The sequence below is a fragment of the Absicoccus porci genome, assembly GCF_003725415.1.
Taxonomy (GTDB): domain Bacteria; phylum Bacillota_I; class Bacilli_A; order Erysipelotrichales; family Erysipelotrichaceae; genus Absicoccus; species Absicoccus porci.
On sequence record NZ_RJQC01000001.1, the window covers coordinates 150,520 to 168,654 of the forward strand.

Sequence of the window (18,135 nt, forward strand, 5' to 3'; positions counted from 1 at the left end):
AGGATAATAGTATATGACTTTTTAAAAGTTAAGAAAACAAAACACGATTCAGAACGTTTCCGTTTTTGGGGATGCGGACAAATTCTTGGACCGACGATGACAGGGAGGAAGAAAAATGTCGTTTACGGAGGAAGAGAAAAAGAAAGCACTTCAATTGTATGATGAAACTGGATCGATAGCTAAGGTAATTCATAAACTCGGATATCCAAGCAGACAAAATATGTATACTTGGATCAAGAATCGAGATATCGAAAAGAAACGCAAGAAATATGATGCTACAGATTCACCAGGGCACAGGCGTCATCCATCATTAGAAATAAAACTTGAAATACTTCACCGTTGCTTTGAAGAAGGAGAAGACATAAAATCAATATCAGAAGAATACGGATATTCAAGGACGAGTATTTATAGTTGGAGAAAGCTGTATTTATCTGGAGGTGCAGCGGCGATAATGAATAAAAAGAAAGATTTGCCAAGAGGAACTTTGATCGTTAATGAAGATGCTGATAAGGGTTCCGATAATAATATTGAACTGGCAGCTAAGATAAGAGATCTGGAGCTAGAAAACGATATATTAAGACAGATAATAGAAATATTAAAAAAAGATCAGGGCATCGATCTGTTAAGACTGAAAAACGCAGAGAAGACAATGATAATCGATGCCCTAAGGAATAAATATGCATTGTCCCTGCTTCTTGCAAAACTTCAGATATCCAAGAGCAGTTACTTTTATCAGCACAAGATACAACAATCACCTTATAAATATGAGGCAATAAAGGTAAAAATTATTAAATTATTCAAAGAAAACAAGGAAAGATACGGTTATAGAAGGATCCATTCACTACTGAGAAAAGATAATATCATTGTATCTGAAAAAATAGTAAGACAAATCATGAAATATAATAATCTAGTAGTAAAAGTCAGAAAATACAAGAAGTATAGCTCCTATCAAGGAGAAATAAGTGAAGCGGCAGAGAATATTATCAATAGAGATTTTCATTCAGAAAAACCCAGTGAAAAGGTGCTGACAGATATCACAGAATTCTCAATACCTGCAGGAAAAGTATATCTTTCACCAATAGTAGACTGTTTTGATGGAATGATACCAAGTTGGACAGTAAGTACCAACCCTAATGCAGATTTGGTCAATAGCATGTTGGATGATTATCATTCTAAGCTAAAAGAAGATGAGAAACCAATAGTTCATAGCGATCGGGGGGGGTGTCATTACCGATGGCCTGGATGGATTAATAGAATGAATAAGTATGGATATACCAGAAGCATGTCTAAGAAAGGTTGCTCACCGGATAATTCGGCATGTGAAGGATTCTTTGGCAGGATGAAGAATGAGATGTTTTATGGCCGAAATTTTGTTGGTGTAACAATTGAAACGTTTGTAGAGATTATCAATGATTATATCATATGGTACAATACCAAAAGAATAAAGGCATCGTTGGGCTATTTGAGCCCTATGGAGTACAGGCAAAGTCTGGGACTAATTTGAAATAACAAGGTCCAAGAATTTGTCCGCACCCCCCTATCTTTCTAATACCTGAAGGTATATAATATAGATAATACATAACAAAGAAAGAGGGAGAGTATATGAATCATAAGCAAATGTTAAAAGTTTTTGCTGTGCCTGTTTCTGCTGCATTTATCATGGGAATCGGGCATCAAGTTGTTTTAGCCGATGAAACAGAACAACCTATCGATGCTACAGAAACGGTAGATACGACTACAGAACAATCCACGACAATGGATCAATCGCCAATTCAACAACAAGATGTCAATGCGAGCGCAACTGTTGCTCCACAACAAACATCCAATGTATGGATTGGACAACAGGGGTATGCCAGTTTAGAAGAAGCGGTCAAAAATTCAAATGATGGGGATACGATTACTTTAGGCGAAGGTCGTTTCACTTTGTATAATTCGCCTAATATTCAGTCATACACCAAAGGTAAATCGTTGACATTTATTGGTCAAGGTATCGATAAAACGTATTGGGGCATTGGAGCGACTGTTCCGGATCCAAGTAAATTTGGAACTGAATATAATGGGGACTATAGTTTTGATGGAGCCAAAACGGTTACTTTCAAAGATATGACGTTACAATCGAAAGCGAAAATCGATTATCTTGGCTTTATTCGTATTGATGATACGATCGTTGAAGATTGTAAGATCAATGGAAAAACGTTCTATTGGGGATACAAAACAGCAATATTCAAGAATACGACCTTTGACGATACAGATACGGATTATGCCATTTGGACATATAGTTCACCAATTATGACCTTTGATGGCTGTACGTTCCATGGTGCAGGTAAGTATATCAATGTATACACGGACTATAGTACTGGTAAAGAAAATCGTACGGTCAATATCAATAATTGTACGTTCATCACGCAAAAACATAATAAAAGTGCTTTGAATATCAATGATAGTAATATGGGAAACTATAAGTATTATGTTAACTTTACTGGCCATAACGTGACCGAAGGAATCCAACCACACACATTGACATGTTCACGTTTATTTGGTTTCTCCAATAATAAAAATAATAGTGGACGTTTGGTCGTAAAAATGGATGGTGTACCTATTTGGCAAGATGCAAAAATGGTCAGTCATTCCATTGATACAGCTAATGATAAATATACAGATGGCTACAAAGACGATGCATTTGATTATACATATGGAGAATGGGTCAAACAAGAAGATGGCTCTTTCAAACGCCATGTTAAACGAGTTTGCCAATACTGTGGTTATGCAGAAGAATATGATGAAATAAAGGCAGCTCCAGTAAAACCAACAGAAGATTCAAAATCACAAGAAACACCTGCTTCTAAGGCACCTACAACTGTAAATACAATGTCTAAAGTAACGCCAAACAAAGTAAATGCAGTAAAAGCGACAACAAATGACGTGGATACGAGTGTTCAAACGAATATTGGTTTGTCAATTTTGGGTGTATTTGCAGGTATTGCAGGTATATTGGGATATCGTAAAAAGAACAAATAAATCAAAATGCCCCACCTTTTTAGGTGGGGCTAAATACGTTTATAGAGTACGCGTAATAATTCGGGTTGTGTTTTGCATTGAGTGATCTTTTTGATCAAATCATCATCTTTGACGATGGTCATGATCTCATCATAGATCCGAATCAGCAATTTATCGTTTTCTTCAACATTCTTTGGTAGACCCAATAGAATGATGATTTGAACATCATCCACAGGATGCGAGAAAATTCCAAACGCAATGACCAATTCATTACTGATTGTTTGAATGGTATGAGGTAAGGCCAGCAGATGACCAAAGATCATCGTTCCTTTTTTCTCACGATCATGCATGCGTTCTTTAAAGCCTGCATCGACGGATCCTTCATCAATCAAACAATCCATCATGAAATCACAAGCCGATGTATAGGTATCATAATCACTCAAGTCAAAGAAGTTTTCTTCTTTTAATAAATTGGCTAATACATACCAGTTATCGTCCATGCTCGTATTGCTGGGTTGCCAATATTCAGCTTTCTTTAAGCGTGAACGTAATTCATCTTCATCAAAGATTTCACGAATATAGATGACGGGTCGATTGAGATCAAAATCAATCGGTACCGTAGATAAGACGACATCATAAGCATTCAATTTATCGGGGGTGATCTCATTGGGCATAAATGTATCCACACGTGTATCACTATCGACAACATGTTGCAATTGAACCATGATCAAACGACTCGTAACAATACCCGAACCACAAACCAAGGCCATATGTTCATTGCGATGATGCAAGTTATTGACTTCGATAAACACCCCAAAGTAAGTCGCTAAGAAACCAATTTCACTTTGCGGAATCTTAACATCAAATTTCTTGGATACGACATTGGCGGCAATGGTTGCCATTTCAAACGCAATGGGGTATTTTTTCTGAATTTCTTCAATCAGTGGATTTTCCACTTTGATACCATAGCGCAAGCGATTGATCATAAACATCAAATGATACATAAATTCTTCGGTGAATTCATAGGTATCAATTTGAATATCCAATTGATCATTGATGGCTTTTGTGATTTCCTCAGTCAATGGTGTGATCTTGTCATCCAATTTGATGTTGTAGAGTTCCTCTGCATTGGTTGGTGTTCGCATACCAATGATTGGCATCAACATATAGATCTTTTCTTCAATCGGGAAGTCCACTTGCAGCAAATGCCCTACTTGATCGACCACGGTATTCACAAAGCCGAAGCCATCACGAGCTGCCAAAGCATAATAATACGTAGGTAAATGACCAATAAAATGTCCTTTTAGAAAACGGTCCATCATCAAGATAAAATATTTCTTAAATTGTTGCTGAACGCGATCCGAAAAAGGATGACGAGTAAAATTGCTTTGGATAGTATCCAATATTTCTAGATCAATGGGATAATCATTAAATAAAGCATCGTAACAGTTTTCAATCACATATCGACGAATATTGATTTCACTCCCTTGCAGGATCAATCCCTGACTGGTCTTGCCAATGATTGATAAATTATAAGGTTCAATCGTTTTCCGTAATTTTTTTAGGTCTTTGATCAATGTGGTACGGCCCACATTCATTTCATAGGCAAGATCATCGGTCAATACCGGTGAAAAAGAAAACATCAATTTACCAAAAATATAGTCCATTCGACGCGATGGTGAATTCATCAGATCATCGGTCGCAATAATATGACTATAGGCGGTTTGGAAGGAATCCACATCAAAGATGCGCAAGCTACAAATGCCCAAATCGGTTTCGATGATGCCGCTATCTCCTAAGGTTTCATTGATAGTCTTGATGTCATTGCGAATCGTACGATCCGATACACTCAGTTTTTGCGCTAATAAATCAATAGAAAGGCTTGTACCACCACGCATTAAAGATAAGATATCCGCTTGTCGGTTATCGCCAAATAAACTCTTCATACAAGTCCCCCATTCTCTCCTATATTATAATCATAAATCCAAGAGAAGTTGTTAAATTATGATTTTTCATTTCAAATGCAAAAAGGTGTATTAATGAATTTCGGGATTCTGGAAAAGAGGTGGACTATTTTCTTTCTTTTGCCTTGANGAAGTTGTTAAATTATGATTTTTCATTTCAAATGCAAAAAGGTGTATTAATGAATTTCGGGATTCTGGAAAAGAGGTGGACTATTTTCTTTCTTTTGCCTTGAAAATGAACGCATTAAATGAAAGGGGTTTCTTACCTATGATATGCGTGTAAACAGAACCTGAGGCGTTCAAAAAGGAGGAGAATATGTCAGAAAGTTGGTTAGGTTTAGAGGATAAAGTTATTATCGTAACTGGTGGTGCTTCCGGTATCGGAAACCATGTAGTCACTACATTGGTCAAGGCCGGTGCCAAAGCGGTTATCGTGGATCTAACGGTAGAAACCGGTGAAGAAAAAGATGGCGCTTACTGTGTACAATGCAATGTCACTGATCCAGACAGTGTCAATGCGATGACAAAAGCGGTATTGGATAAATATGGACACATTGATGGCTTGGTCAACAATGCCGGTATCAATAAACCAAGATTGCTGGTCGATGTCAAAGGTGAACATCCGGAATATGAACTGGATGTGAAAACATTCGATCAAATGTTTGCCGTCAATGTCAAAGGTTTATTCTTGGTAGCACAAGCAGTTGCTCGTGAATTGATCAAACAGGGACATGGAGCCATCGTCAATATGTCAAGTGAATCCGGTAAAGAAGGAAGCCAGGGACAAAGTGCTTATTCCGCTACAAAGGGTGCTTGTGACAGCTTCACTCGTTCCTGGGCAAAAGAACTTGGTAAATATGGTGTTCGCGTCGTAGCCTGTGCACCTGGTATCATGGAAGCAACCGGACTTCGTACTCCAGCGTATAACGAAGCATTAGCGTATACACGCGGTGTGAAACCGGAAGATCTTTCAACCGATTACAGTAAACAGGTACCGCTTGGACGTGATGGAAAATTGGATGAAGTCGGCAACCTGGTTGCATTCTTAGTATCGGATCGTGCAAGTTATATCACAGGTACGACATACAATATTTCCGGCGGTAAATCACGCGGATAGAATTTAAAAAGGAGGAAACATGATGATCTGGTTATATGCATTGGTGATTGGCATCGCATTTGTCATTCAGTTTGTATTGAGCTCAAAACAAATGTCACAGTTCAATAAAGAGTTTGTAGCTCTGCGACGAAAAGGTAAGGTGGTTGTCGGTCGAAAATCGGGCGGATTCTTTGCAGGAGCCATCGTCATGTTCCAAATAGATGACAATGGTGTGATTCAGCAGAGCAAGAAGATCGAGGGAACAACGTTCCTGGCCAAAGTAAAAGATTTTCCTGGATTTGAAGGCATCTATGTGCGAGATCTAAGTCGCGAGATGGTCCCCAAGTCACATCGGAATTTGCGCAAAGCCGTGGAGGATGCCGCTTTGACGTATTCTAAATATGTAGCTGGTGAACCAATTCCGGATGCACCAAGTCCAGCACAGAAGCTGAAGCTCGCCTTTGCCAGAAACAAGTCAACAGATTGACGGAAAGGTAGAGAAATATGAACGCAATTGTTAGTTTCGCAAAAGGTTTTATGAATTTGTTCGCATTAGGTGGACAGCAATTTACATCGTGGGTTACAGGTATCATCCCGACAGTCGTAATGCTGTTGGTATTGATGAATGCCATCATCGCTTTAGCCGGTCAGGAATCGGTAGACAAGGTCGCTAAGGTTTGTGGAAAGAATCCGGTATTACGTTACTTTGTATTGCCATTTATTTCCGCATTTATGTTAGGTAACCCGGTTGCATTGTCAATTGGTAAATTCTTGCCAGAATTCTACAAGCCAGCTTATTATGCATCCGCAAGTTATCACTGCCATACCAACAGCGGTATCTTCCCTCACATCAACGCTTCCGAGTTGTTCATTTACTTGGGAATTGCGAATGGTGTCACTAAATTGGGATTGGATGCAACGCCATTGGCTGTTCGTTATCTATTAGTAGGATGGGTTGCCAACTTCATCTCTGGATGGGCAACAGAATTCACAACAAAATATGTTGAAAAACAACAAGGTATCAAGTTAAATCGTAGCTTTGACAAAATGGGTCAAGAATAATAGCAAGGGAGAAAGAGTATGTCAGAATTAAGAGCAATTCGTATTGAACGCGGGCCACAGGGATTTGGTGGACCATTGGTGATCAAACCAACAGAAAAGAAAAATAAAGTTATGTACATCACAGGCGGTGGAACTCCTCCTGAATGCTTGGATAAGATCGTTGAATTGAGCGGTATGGAACCTGTCGACGGTTTCCATGGATCGGCACCGGAAGATGAATTGGCGATGGTCATCATCGATTGTGGTGGAACCCTTCGCTGCGGTATCTATCCGCAAAAACGTATCCCAACTGTCAATGTCATGCCAGTAGGTAAATCCGGACCTTTAGCGCAATATATCACGGAAGATATCTATGTATCAGCTGTTACTTCTAAACAGATCTCTTTAGCTGATGAAAGCGAAGCCGCTGCTGTGGAAGCTGCTCCAGCCAAAGAAGAAAAACCAAAAGGCAATGGTTTCAATGCGGATCAAAAAGTATCTGAGACCTTGGCTGCCCAAAAGAATAAATCCATAATGACTCGTATTGGTTTGGGCATGGGAAAATTTGTCAACACATTCTATCAATCGGCACGTGATGCGATCCAGACATGTATCACAACATTGCTGCCATTCATGGCATTCGTCAGCTTGCTGATCGGTATCATCAATGGATCTGGATTTGGTAACTGGTTTGCGTCAATCTTGACACCATTAGCTGGTAACGTCTTTGGATTATTGATCCTAGGTATCATCTGTTCCATTCCAGGTTTGTCAGCTTTGTTAGGTCCAGGAGCCGTTATCGCACAGATCGTTGGTACTTTAATTGGTGCTGAAATCGGTAAAGGAAACATCGCCCCTCAAATGGCATTGCCTGCATTGTTCGCTTGTAATACCCAGGCAGCCTGCGACTTCATCCCTGTTGGTTTGGGATTGGCAGAAGCTGAGCCAGAAACCATTGAAGTTGGTGTTGTCAGTGTCATGTATTCAAGATTCTTGACTGGTTGGATCCGTGTATTGATCGCGTTTGCAGCTAGTGCAGGATTGTATGCTTAATGATATAATTAATTAAGAAAAATAAAATACTACAATATTGAAGAAAAGGAAGGAATTCGACATGGAAGAAATTTATAAGAATCAGGTAAAATCAATTGGAAAAGATGTAGGTGCATTTGCAGGAGCTGACTTTCTGATCATCTTTGGTGACAGTGCACCAGCCGAATTAAAAGACTACTGCTATGGCGTTGATGTCAATCCGATCAATGGGCAGATCAAAGCAGGGGATGTGCTCCGCTTTGATGATCAGGAATATACGATCACGAGCATTGGGGATGAAGCCCCCGTTACTTTGACAGGCTTAGGACACTGCACGATCCGTTTCAGCGGTGATACGACACCGGAAATGCCTGGCAGCATGTATGTTGAAAAAAAGCCATTGCCTGAGATCCATGTCGGTACCGTCATTCAAATTGTAAGAAAATAGGTGAAAGTGTATGGAAAAAGAAGGCATCCATGAATATTTCCAAGTCGATGTCAATCAATTCCTCCACAACAATTCACAAACAGGTAAACTGATGCATCAGTTTACCTTCCATGAAGATGGCCATGGAGGATTGGTCAAGAAGATTCGTTACGATAAAGGAACGATCATTCCTTGGCATTGGCATCATTGTGGACATGGTTTCTATGTTCTAGAAGGAACGTTGGAAACCAATCAAGGTTCGTATAAACCAGGTGACTTTGTCTGGTTTGATGCGAAAACGAAACAATGGCATGGTGCTGGTGATAAAGAAGATGCTGTTGTGCTCTTTGTCACGGACAGTCCATGTGATATGAATTATTTATAAAAAAAGGAGGCAGACATTGTGGAGTTTGAAATTGAAGGCACGCTAAAATTGCCAACCCTCTATTTTGATGATGAGAAATTGGTCGTCAAAGAACGAGATGGTTCAAAAAAAGTTTATGCCTATACAGATATGAGTCATTTTGAACTATCGTATAAACAAATGTTTGCCAACTTTGCGACCTTTTCCTTTCAATATCAGAAGAAGTCGATTGTCATTCCGTATAATAAACTCTATACAAAGAAACTGGAACATGCCGTCGATCAAATCAAAGAAAAACAAAGGCAACCTAAAAAAAACTCTTCTTCCACCTTTGCTTTCGATGATTTACCAACCGATCCTTTTGAATTTATGAAAAAATTCAAAGAAATGTTGGATCTGGGTATCATAACCCAAGAGGAATTTGATGAAAAGAAGAAGGAAGCATTTCAATTAAAAAAGTAACTGGAGCAGAATTATGATTTCTGCTCCTTTTTCGTTATAATGGAAACAGGAGGTTTACTTATGATCATTCAAAGTAAACGTGTCTGGATCCAAAATATTTTTATGCCAGCACAAATTGAAATTGAAAATCAAAAAATTAAACAAATTTTAGAATATGGGCAAAAACCCGTGGATGTCGATTATGATAATCAACGCATTGTTCCAGGTTTTATTGATCAACATACCCATGGTGCCTATACCTTTGATACCAACGATGCCAATCCCGAAGGATTGCGCAATTGGACCAAACACATTACCGATGAAGGGGTAACAGCCCTTTGTCCAACGACCATTACCCAAAGTCATGAAGTGCTTTCCAACGCCTTAAAAAATGTGGCTTATGTGGTTGAAAATGGCTATGAAGGTGCCGAAATCTTAGGTATTCATTTTGAAGGTCCGTATTTGGATAAAGAACACAAAGGCGCACAACCCGAAGAATATTGTGTGAAACCCAATGTAGAAGAATTCAAAGCCTATCAAGCCGATGCCCATGGTCTAATCAAAGTCATCACCATGGCTTGTGAACACGATGAAGATTTTGCCCTGACACACTATTGTGCCTCCCATGGTATCTTGGTTTCCCAAGGCCATTCGGGTGCTACCTATGAACAAGCTTGTCTAGCCATTGCCAATGGAGCTCGTTCCATGACCCATGTCTACAATGGTATGACCGGTTTTCATCATCGGAAACCCGGTTTAGTCGGAGCTGCTATGCGCTTTCGTGATGTCTATGCCGAATTGATTTGTGATGGAAGACATGTTGATTCAGCCGCTATCAATGCGCTGTTTATGAGCAAAGGTAGAGCTTCGGTCATCATGATTTCTGATGGCTTGAATGCCAAAGGTTGTCCTGTAGGCAGTCATCATATGTTTGGTGGTCATGAAATTGAAGTCTATCCTGATGGCAGTGCCCATCTGGTTCAAGCTGGAAATTTAGCCGGTAGTACGTTGCGTATTAATCGCGGACTACAGGTTGTTGTAGAACAAGCCCAAGTACCATTTGATTATGCAATCAATGCATGTACGATCAATCCAGCCAGAGCTTTGGGTGTCGATGATCGCAAAGGAAAATTATGTGCTGGCTATGATGCCGATATTGTCGTATTAACGGATACGTATGATGTCGTGCAAACCTATGCACGCGGAAAGGCATGTAAATGAAACTGATTTTAACGCGTATCGATAATCGTTTGATTCATGGACAAGTTTTGACAGAATGGTGTGAATATGTACAAGCTGATGTGGTCGTTGTGGCCAATGATGCCGTAGCCAAGGATCATTTACGCAAAAGTTTGATGAAACTGTCCGAACCAAAAACCGTAACAACCTATTATTACACCTTAGAGCAGACGATTCAGGTTTTCAAAGCATGGACTGCTTCACAAAATGTTGTTCTTCTTTGTGAAACGCCACAAGATGTATTACAGCTCGTACAAGGTGGTATTCCCATTCATCAAGTCAATGTAGGAAATATGCATATGGCCCCCGGCAAACAACGCATTGCGACAAGTGTAGCCATTGATGAGAATGATCGAGAAGTCTTTCAAAAATTAAAAGCATGGGGAATCGAATGTGAAATTCGGCCCATGCCACAAAGTACCATTGAAAAAAGCGATGCTTTGTATTAAACATCGCTTGCACTATAGAGATGATAAGCAGCATGCGCATTTTGTGCTGCTTTTTCAATGGCTTTTTCCATCGCTTTGATGGCTAAGATACCCACCATATCCATATCGGTAGCGACTTCATTGGTTGCCATCGCAAAGATGGTATCGCCATCATTGGACGTAGCCACTGGATGAATACAATGCGCATAGGCATTATGCGTTAGCGAGGCCACTTTATTCATTTGCGCTTTATTGAGATCCGCATTGGTAAAAACACAACCAATGGTCGTATTTTCATGGGGATTGGATTGATTTTCTATTCCCTGTATCAATGCGTTTACGGTATCGATGGGTTCTTTCTTTGCATAATCATAGGCACCAGCGATACGATGGGTAGAATTGGCTTTAAAGACATCCCCACAGGCATTAACAGCAACAATGGCTCCTACTTTTAAATCGTTGACTTGTATAGCGGCATGGCCCAATCCGGTTTTCATGGCTTTTTCAAAACCAAAGGCTTTACCAACACTAGCTCCTGTACCAGCCCCAATATTACCGCTAGATAAGTCCGTATGTTCACTATTTACACACGCTTGATAGCCCATCGCTTTATCCGGATAGGCTTTTGGATCACCTAAGCCACAATCAAATAACGAAGCCTGACAAACAATAGGAATATAAATGCCTTTCATATCAAAGCCAATGTGGTGTTCACTCAAATACTGCATGACTCCACTGCTGGCTTCTAACCCAAAGGCGGAACCACCCGATAAGGTAACGGCATGAATCTTTTGCACCATATTTTTAGGATTCAATAAATCTGTTTCTCGTGTGGCTGGTCCACCACCGCGTACTTCCACACCAGCGGTTGCACCTTGTGGACAAATAATGACGGTACATCCCGTCCCGCCTTTTTCATCTTGGCTATGACCAATTTGAAAGCCAGGGATTTCATTCCATTCGATCCATTTCATTTTCTTTCTCCTTACATGTATATAAATCGGTACGACGAATCTGCCAAAAAGGCATGCGCTGACGAATGCGATCAATTTGCGATAGATCAATATCGGCCATCGCAATGCCTGGTTTTTCATCCATTTCCATGATTTTTTGACCATTGGGATCCACAATCATCGAATGCCCATAGCTTGTATAGTTTTGATACGTATAGGCTGGATTGACCGCACAAAGAAAGACTTCGTTTTCCAATGCACGCGTTCGACATAAGATGTCCCAATGGGCTTTGCCAACGGATTGATTGAAAGCCGCCGGAACAAATAAGATCTTGGCGCCATGTTGGGCAAGGATGCGTGCTTGTTCGCAAAAGCGAATGTCGTAACAAACCAGTATGCCCATATGGTCCACGACACAAAATTGATCCCCTGGACGAAAAACATCTGCTTCGGTATAGTCGATTCGTCCATGAAAATGCATCAGATGCATCTTGCGATAGGAAGTAACCAATTGTCCTTTATCATACACAAAACAGGTATTATAGATAGAGCTGCCTGCTTTTTCGGCCATGGTTCCACCAATGATGCGTTGATGATTTTGATGGGACATTTTCTGTAAAAGATCCATTGCTTCCGATTGATAAACAATGGAAGCTTTCATCGCTTTATTTTCATAAGGAACTGTCCACATTTCTGGTAAGAGAACGATGTCGGCTTCTTTACATTGGGATAATTGAATTGCCATATTTTCAATGTTTTTAGCGACATCTTTATCCACATACGATTGTATCAATGCGATTTTCATATCCATTCATTTTCCTTTAACCATGTATAAATGCCACCATCATGGCAACTCGGTGCAATTTGAATGCCTGGTAGTCTTTTTAATTGGGATTCGCCATTGGCCATAACGACACCGATTTCAGCACAATCCAACATTTCCATATCCAAGGCCGAATCACCAAAGGCCAGATATTGATTGATGGGTTCATGAAAATGGTTCATCAAGGCTTCAATGCCTTTGTATTTGGAGATGCCATTGGCACGAATTTCAATCCAATTCTTCATATAGATGGGTACGATGCCAGGCATTTTATCTAATTCGGGAATGGGTTTTAAAGGATCATTGGGCTTCAATAATAAATTGGATAAATGATCGGCGGGATGCCATGGATGAATTTTCACATCTTTAAAATGAAAAGTATCGATGATTTCTTGTACTTTTGGATCCCATTTGGAAGCAAATTTGACTTTTTTGCCAAAACCAACCACGCCTAATTCATGGATTTCGGCATAATTCATGATTTGTGCTACATCATCCACTGCAATGGAATGATCAATGAGGGTATGGAAATTTTTATCAAATACATAGGAACCAATGCCAGTAATATATCCATCCCAATCAATCAAATCTTCAAAATGATGTTCTTTGACTAAGGCAGGAGGGCGACCCGTACACATACAGAGTTTATAGCCTTTGGCTTTTAAGGCATGTAAAGCTTGAATATGTAACGGTGGAACGATTTGGGAAGCATGATCATAAAGGGTGTTATCTAGGTCGATAAAGATCGTTTGTATGTTGGTTTTCATATTTGTATTATAATGCTATGATGGAAACATGACAAATTTTCAAGAAGATCTATTAACCTGGTATCAGAAAAATAAACGACCTTTATTATTTCGGCAAGATGCCAATGCATATAAGATATGGATCAGTGAGATCATGGCCCAACAAACCCGGATCGAAGCGATGCTTCCGTATTTTGAACGATTCATTGAAAAAGTACCGGATATTCCAACCTTAGCTACGATTGCGGATGAGCAGCTCAATAAACTCTGGCAAGGATTGGGCTATTATAGTCGGGCGCGGAATCTGAAAAAATGTGCCCAAGTATGTATGGAAAAATACGATGGACAGTTACCGAAAACCAAAGCCGAATTGGAACAATTACCAGGCATTGGTCCATATACAGCTGGTGCCATTGCTTCGATTGCGTATCATGAACCGGTTAGTGCCATCGATGGAAATGTATTGCGAGTCTTTAGTCGTTTGTATGATATCCATGCCGACATCAAGAAAAGTGCCGGTAAGAAACAAGTCAGTGCCAAAGTTGATGAAAGTTTACCGGATGGACAACATATTTCCGATTATAATCAAGCTTTGATGGAATTGGGGGCTTTGGTTTGTATTCCGAAAAAACCTCGGTGTGAACAGTGTCCGATTCGTAGCTATTGTCAAACCGAGGATCCGAGTCAATTGCCGGTGATGTCCAAACCCAAACCAAGAAGAGTGGAGCATAAGCATCTCTATATTTGGGTGTATCAAAATAAGCTTCGAATCGTGAAGCGAAAAGAAAAAGGGTTGTTGTATGGATTGTATGGATTTGATGAAGAAAAACCAGATCGATATTATAAAGAAATTCCATTAAAACCATATACGCATATATTTAGTCATGTAGAATGGCATATGGAAGCCAGTCTGGTTTTTGTGGATAGGGAAGATGAAAATTTTCATACATTGGCAGAAATTGATGCTATGTATGCGATTCCTAGTGCTTTTACACCATTTTTAAAGCAAGTTCAATCGGATTTCATGTTCTAAGCGTTTAAGTTGTGTTATATTATATAAGTCGGAATATACCTTTCGAATGGAGGGAAATAAACATGGGAATTTTTAATGTTTTTTCAGAAGAACAACGAGAAATTAGATCATTAGCGAAAGAAGCAGAAAAAGTCATGGCTTTAGAGCCACAGATGCAAGCTTTAAGCGATGATCAATTGCGCGAAAAAACGAGTGAATATCGAAATCGACTACAGCATGGTGAAACTGTAGATGATATTTTATATGAAGCATTTGCGACGGCTCGAGAAGCTGCTTATCGTGTCATCAATGAAAAGCCATTTAAAGTACAAATCATGGGTGCATTAGCCATGCATAAAGGCGATATTGCCGAGATGAAGACTGGTGAAGGTAAAACTTTGACCGCAACGATGACCGTTTATGCCAATGCGTTAGCTGGACAAGGTGTCCATGTCATTACCGTCAATGAATATTTGGCTGGTCGTGATGCCGGATGGATGGGTGAGATTTATCGTTTCTTAGGTTTGACTGTCGGTGTCAATAAACGCGAATTAAGTCCGAAACAAAAACGAGAAGCCTATGCGTGTGATATTACCTATACGACCAACTCGGAATTGGGATTTGATTACTTACGTGACAATATGGTCACCAGTGTAGATGAGTGCGTCATGCGTGGTTTACATATGGCCATTGTCGATGAAGTCGATTCGGTCTTGATCGATGAATCCCGTACGCCATTGATCATTTCGGGTGGTAAGAAAAATACCGCGAATCTATATATTCAAGCCGATAAGTTTGTGAAGACACTAACCGCTCCTGAATATGAAACGGATAGTTTTACCCATGAAAAGAAATTGATCAGTGGAGATTATGATATTGATGAAAAAACGCGTCAGATCATGTTGAGTGAAGAAGGTGTAACCAAGGCGGAGAAGTATTTTAAGATTGCGAATCTATATGATACGGATCATACCCAATTGGTGCATCATATCAATCAAGCCTTGCGTGCCAACTATATTATGACTAAAGAAGTGGAATATGTAGTCACGGATGATAAAGAAATTGTGATTGTCGATCAGTTTACCGGTCGTTTGATGCCTGGTCGTGCTTATTCGGATGGTTTGCATCAAGCCATTGAAGCCAAAGAGGGCGTTCCAATCAAAGAAGAAACGTCTACATTGGCAACGATCACCTATCAGAACTTCTTCCGTTTGTATGAAAAATTAGCAGGTATGACTGGTACAGCCAAAACCGAAGAGGAAGAATTCTTGTCTACATATAATATGCGTGTTGTTTGTATTCCAACCAATCGTCCGATTCAACGTAAAGATTTACCCGATGAAATCTATGCACATAAAAAAGATAAATATGAAGCATTGGTTCGTGAAGTCAAGGCTTTATATCACAAAGGACAGCCGGTATTGGTAGGTACCATTGCGGTCGAAACGTCCGAATTGATCAGTGGCATGTTGAAACAAGAAGGTATTCCACATAATTTGTTGAATGCAAAAAACCATGCCAAAGAAGCCGAAATCATTGCGTTGGCTGGTCGTCCAAAGAGCGTAACCATTGCCACCAACATGGCTGGTCGTGGTACCGACATCAAGTTGACACCAGAAAGTCGTGAATTGGGTGGATTGGCTGTCTTAGGTTCCGAACGTCATGAATCCCGTCGTATCGATAATCAGTTGCGTGGTCGTTCCGGACGTCAAGGAGATCCTGGTTTCTCGCGTTTCTATGTATCATTGGAAGATGATTTGATGATTCGTTTTGGTGGTAATAAGCTACAAAAATTGTTTGAGCGTGTGGGCGATGAAAAGATTGAGTCCAAAGCGGTTACGCGTTCGATCACCCAAGCCCAAAAGCGTGTAGAAGGCTATAACTTTGATATGCGTAAACAATTGTTGGATTATGATGATGTATTGCGTCGTCAACGTGAAATTATTTATGCAGAGCGTAATAAGATCTTGGAAAGCAGCGAAGTGCACGAAATGGTGCATGATATTTTTGAAAACGCCTTGGATCAAACGATTGAGGCCAATTTAACCGAAAACAAGAAAAATGTGGATGCGACTAACTTAGTGAAGTCATTGGAAATGATGGGTCTACAAGATGAGAAGGCCATCCATGTATCCGAAATCGAAGGAAAGAGCATCCAGGAAACCAAAGAATATTGTTTGAATAAGATGTGGAATGGTTATGAAGATGAAATTAAGTTGGTCAAAGATCAATTTATGCCATTTGAAAAGACCGTGGTATTGCGTAATATCGATCGAAACTGGATTCAACATATTGACCAAATGGATAAGTTGCGTGGTGGTATTTATTTGCGTAGTTATGCGCAGAATAACCCACTCCAACAATATGTTGAGGAAGGATTTGCGATGTTTGATGAGATGAACCATCGCATCAATCGCGAAATTGCTTTCTTCTTATTGAAAGTACGTGTACAGGAGAATGCCTAATGGAAGTGTATGAATTAAAACAAGGATTAACTACTCACCTAGAGAAGTTGGAGTCTCTAGGTGAGTCTCTTTGACTTAGATACGAAAAAAAAGACCATTAAAGAATTGGATGATCAAACCATGGATCCCAATTTCTGGAGTGATCAGAAAAAAGCCCAGAAAGTCATTCGGCAAAAGAATAGTTTGAGCCATATTGTCGAAACGTATGTGTCTTTGTTGGAAGAATTTCAATCATTGGATGAAACGGCGGATGCTTTGAAACAAGATTTTGACGCGGAATTGATGGAAATGGCCGAAGAAGAATATCAAGAGGCCAGCCATACATTTGAAGACTTTGAAATTGAAGTGTTGTTGTCGCATGAATACGACCAAAACAATGCAATCTTGGAAATTCATCCAGGTGCTGGTGGTACAGAATCGTGTGATTGGGCCAGCATGTTGTATCGGATGTATACGCGATATGCTGAAAAACATGGTTTCAAAGTGAAAGTGTTGGATTATCTGCCTGGTGAAGAAGCCGGTATCAAAAGTGTCACCTTCTTAGTTGAAGGGGATAAGGCCTATGGCTATCTCAAATCGGAAAAGGGTGTACATCGTTTGGTGCGTATCAGCCCGTTTGATGCGGGTGCACGAAGACATACTTCGTTTGCATCGTTAGATGTCATGCCACAGTTTAATGATGAGATTGAAATTGATATCAAACCAGAAGATATTGAATTTGAAACGAAGCGAGCTTCCGGTGCTGGGGGTCAGCACATCAATAAAACCGATTCGGCGGTTCGTTTGGTGCATAAGCCAACCGGTATTGTCGCAACGTGTCAGAATGGTCGTTCCCAACATGAAAATCGAGAAGAGGCCATGCGGGTCTTGAAGTCGCGTTTGTATCAGTTGGAAATTGAAAAACAAGAAAAGAAATTGGCGCAGATCAAGGGTGAACAAGCAGCGAATGAATGGGGTTCCCAGATTCGTAACTATGTGTTGCATCCTTACAATTTGGTCAAAGATGTGCGTACGGGATATGAAACCAGTCAAGTCCAAGATGTTTTGGATGGCGATTTGGATGGATTTATCTTTGCGTATTTAAAATCAAAGGTGCAGTGATTGCTG

18 protein-coding genes are annotated in these 18,135 nt (G+C 40.1%); 14 read left to right on the plus strand and 4 right to left on the minus strand.

Annotated elements, in window-relative coordinates:
• Positions 1 to 115: 115 nt before the first annotated feature.
• Together EDX97_RS00810 and EDX97_RS00815 are read left to right on the plus strand one after the other, a co-directional pair.
• Positions 116 to 1,504 carry an IS3 family transposase gene (locus EDX97_RS00810; protein ID WP_128519329.1) on the plus strand — a complete coding sequence of 463 codons (1,389 nt, stop codon included), beginning with the start codon at positions 116 to 118 and terminating at the stop codon, positions 1,502 to 1,504.
• Between the two features lie 98 nt (positions 1,505 to 1,602).
• Positions 1,603 to 3,018 carry a hypothetical protein gene (locus tag EDX97_RS00815; protein ID WP_128519330.1) on the plus strand — a complete coding sequence of 472 codons (1,416 nt, stop codon included), beginning with the start codon at positions 1,603 to 1,605 and terminating at the stop codon, positions 3,016 to 3,018.
• Between the two features lie 29 nt (positions 3,019 to 3,047).
• Here the strand turns inward: EDX97_RS00815 and EDX97_RS00820 are convergent, their stop codons facing one another.
• Entirely contained in the window at positions 3,048 to 4,943 is a 1,896-nt protein-coding gene (locus EDX97_RS00820) for a BglG family transcription antiterminator (RefSeq protein WP_128519331.1), read from the minus strand.
• 334 nt (positions 4,944 to 5,277) lie between these two features.
• Between EDX97_RS00820 and EDX97_RS00825 the strand changes: the two genes are divergently transcribed.
• From EDX97_RS00825 to EDX97_RS00865, 9 genes are all read left to right on the plus strand, one after another.
• A complete protein-coding gene (locus EDX97_RS00825) occupies positions 5,278 to 6,078 on the plus strand; it encodes an SDR family oxidoreductase (protein WP_128519332.1) in 801 nt (266 codons plus the stop codon).
• Between the two features lie 19 nt (positions 6,079 to 6,097).
• Positions 6,098 to 6,544, plus strand: coding sequence for a transcriptional regulator GutM (locus tag EDX97_RS00830; RefSeq protein WP_128519333.1), 447 nt, complete (start codon positions 6,098 to 6,100; stop codon positions 6,542 to 6,544).
• 17 nt (positions 6,545 to 6,561) lie between these two features.
• Positions 6,562 to 7,119, plus strand: coding sequence for a PTS glucitol/sorbitol transporter subunit IIC (srlA, locus tag EDX97_RS00835; RefSeq protein ID WP_128519334.1), 558 nt, complete (start codon positions 6,562 to 6,564; stop codon positions 7,117 to 7,119).
• Positions 7,120 to 7,137: 18 nt separating this feature from the next.
• Complete coding sequence (gene srlE / locus EDX97_RS00840) at positions 7,138 to 8,151, plus strand: PTS glucitol/sorbitol transporter subunit IIB (RefSeq protein ID WP_128519335.1); 1,014 nt, start codon at positions 7,138 to 7,140, stop codon at positions 8,149 to 8,151.
• A 61-nt stretch (positions 8,152 to 8,212) separates the two neighbouring features.
• Complete coding sequence (locus EDX97_RS00845) at positions 8,213 to 8,578, plus strand: PTS glucitol/sorbitol transporter subunit IIA (RefSeq protein WP_128519336.1); 366 nt, start codon at positions 8,213 to 8,215, stop codon at positions 8,576 to 8,578.
• 10 nt (positions 8,579 to 8,588) lie between these two features.
• Positions 8,589 to 8,942, plus strand: a complete 354-nt coding sequence (locus tag EDX97_RS00850) for a cupin domain-containing protein (RefSeq protein WP_128519337.1) — start codon at positions 8,589 to 8,591, stop codon at positions 8,940 to 8,942.
• An 18-nt stretch (positions 8,943 to 8,960) separates the two neighbouring features.
• Positions 8,961 to 9,383 (plus strand): SHOCT domain-containing protein, encoded by a 423-nt coding sequence (locus EDX97_RS00855; RefSeq protein ID WP_245977969.1) that lies wholly within the window; start codon positions 8,961 to 8,963, stop codon positions 9,381 to 9,383.
• Positions 9,384 to 9,443: 60 nt separating this feature from the next.
• Positions 9,444 to 10,583 (plus strand): N-acetylglucosamine-6-phosphate deacetylase, encoded by a 1,140-nt coding sequence (nagA, locus tag EDX97_RS00860; RefSeq protein WP_128519338.1) that lies wholly within the window; start codon positions 9,444 to 9,446, stop codon positions 10,581 to 10,583.
• Positions 10,580 to 11,050 carry a PTS sugar transporter subunit IIB gene (locus tag EDX97_RS00865; protein WP_128519339.1) on the plus strand — a complete coding sequence of 157 codons (471 nt, stop codon included), beginning with the start codon at positions 10,580 to 10,582 and terminating at the stop codon, positions 11,048 to 11,050. Before nagA ends, EDX97_RS00865 begins: the two co-directional genes overlap by 4 nt.
• On the opposite strand, the gene EDX97_RS00870 is transcribed toward EDX97_RS00865, so the two are convergent.
• The 3 genes from EDX97_RS00870 to EDX97_RS00880 are packed head-to-tail and all read right to left on the minus strand — an operon-like array spanning position 11,047 to position 13,572.
• A complete protein-coding gene (locus tag EDX97_RS00870; RefSeq protein WP_128519340.1) occupies positions 11,047 to 12,003 on the minus strand; it encodes a P1 family peptidase in 957 nt (318 codons plus the stop codon). The two genes, EDX97_RS00865 and EDX97_RS00870, sit on opposite strands and share 4 nt — an antisense overlap.
• Positions 11,981 to 12,793 carry a nitrilase-related carbon-nitrogen hydrolase gene (locus EDX97_RS00875; RefSeq protein WP_128519341.1) on the minus strand — a complete coding sequence of 271 codons (813 nt, stop codon included), beginning with the start codon at positions 12,791 to 12,793 and terminating at the stop codon, positions 11,981 to 11,983. The genes EDX97_RS00870 and EDX97_RS00875 overlap by 23 nt, the downstream gene beginning before the upstream one ends.
• A complete protein-coding gene (locus EDX97_RS00880; RefSeq protein ID WP_128519342.1) occupies positions 12,784 to 13,572 on the minus strand; it encodes an HAD-IIB family hydrolase in 789 nt (262 codons plus the stop codon). Before EDX97_RS00880 ends, EDX97_RS00875 begins: the two co-directional genes overlap by 10 nt.
• A gap of 28 nt (positions 13,573 to 13,600) precedes the next feature.
• Between EDX97_RS00880 and mutY the strand changes: the two genes are divergently transcribed.
• The 3 genes from mutY (at position 13,601) to prfB (ending at position 18,129) form a co-directional block, all read left to right on the plus strand.
• A complete protein-coding gene (gene mutY, locus EDX97_RS00885) occupies positions 13,601 to 14,584 on the plus strand; it encodes an A/G-specific adenine glycosylase (protein ID WP_128519343.1) in 984 nt (327 codons plus the stop codon).
• A 62-nt stretch (positions 14,585 to 14,646) separates the two neighbouring features.
• On the plus strand, positions 14,647 to 17,028 hold the full coding sequence (gene secA / locus EDX97_RS00890) for a preprotein translocase subunit SecA (protein WP_128519344.1): 2,382 nt from the start codon (positions 14,647 to 14,649) through the stop codon (positions 17,026 to 17,028).
• Positions 17,028 to 18,129, plus strand: a protein-coding gene (gene prfB / locus EDX97_RS00895; protein ID WP_128519345.1) for a peptide chain release factor 2 whose coding sequence is annotated in 2 segments (ribosomal slippage) — positions 17,028 to 17,099 and positions 17,101 to 18,129 — 1,101 coding nt in all. Because the reading frame shifts where the segments join, the coding sequence is not laid out codon by codon here. Before secA ends, prfB begins: the two co-directional genes overlap by 1 nt.
• Positions 18,130 to 18,135: the final 6 nt, after the last annotated feature.

Bases quoted from the DNA above. Each gene is read 5' to 3' on its own strand.
- EDX97_RS00820 (WP_128519331.1), bottom strand. From the start codon at position 4,943: ATGAAGAGTTTATTTGGCGATAACCGACAAGCGGATATCTTATCTTTA.
- EDX97_RS00875 (WP_128519341.1), bottom strand. From the start codon at position 12,793: ATGGATATGAAAATCGCATTGATACAATCGTATGTGGATAAAGATGTC.
- nagA (WP_128519338.1), top strand. From the start codon at position 9,444: ATGATCATTCAAAGTAAACGTGTCTGGATCCAAAATATTTTTATGCCA.
- EDX97_RS00880 (WP_128519342.1), bottom strand. From the start codon at position 13,572: ATGAAAACCAACATACAAACGATCTTTATCGACCTAGATAACACCCTT.
- mutY (WP_128519343.1), top strand. From the start codon at position 13,601: ATGACAAATTTTCAAGAAGATCTATTAACCTGGTATCAGAAAAATAAA.
- EDX97_RS00825 (WP_128519332.1), top strand. From the start codon at position 5,278: ATGTCAGAAAGTTGGTTAGGTTTAGAGGATAAAGTTATTATCGTAACT.
- EDX97_RS00810 (WP_128519329.1), top strand. From the start codon at position 116: ATGTCGTTTACGGAGGAAGAGAAAAAGAAAGCACTTCAATTGTATGAT.
- EDX97_RS00850 (WP_128519337.1), top strand. From the start codon at position 8,589: ATGGAAAAAGAAGGCATCCATGAATATTTCCAAGTCGATGTCAATCAA.
- srlE (WP_128519335.1), top strand. From the start codon at position 7,138: ATGTCAGAATTAAGAGCAATTCGTATTGAACGCGGGCCACAGGGATTT.
- secA (WP_128519344.1), top strand. From the start codon at position 14,647: ATGGGAATTTTTAATGTTTTTTCAGAAGAACAACGAGAAATTAGATCA.
- EDX97_RS00845 (WP_128519336.1), top strand. From the start codon at position 8,213: ATGGAAGAAATTTATAAGAATCAGGTAAAATCAATTGGAAAAGATGTA.
- EDX97_RS00830 (WP_128519333.1), top strand. From the start codon at position 6,098: ATGATGATCTGGTTATATGCATTGGTGATTGGCATCGCATTTGTCATT.
- srlA (WP_128519334.1), top strand. From the start codon at position 6,562: ATGAACGCAATTGTTAGTTTCGCAAAAGGTTTTATGAATTTGTTCGCA.
- EDX97_RS00815 (WP_128519330.1), top strand. From the start codon at position 1,603: ATGAATCATAAGCAAATGTTAAAAGTTTTTGCTGTGCCTGTTTCTGCT.
- EDX97_RS00865 (WP_128519339.1), top strand. From the start codon at position 10,580: ATGAAACTGATTTTAACGCGTATCGATAATCGTTTGATTCATGGACAA.
- EDX97_RS00870 (WP_128519340.1), bottom strand. From the start codon at position 12,003: ATGAAATGGATCGAATGGAATGAAATCCCTGGCTTTCAAATTGGTCAT.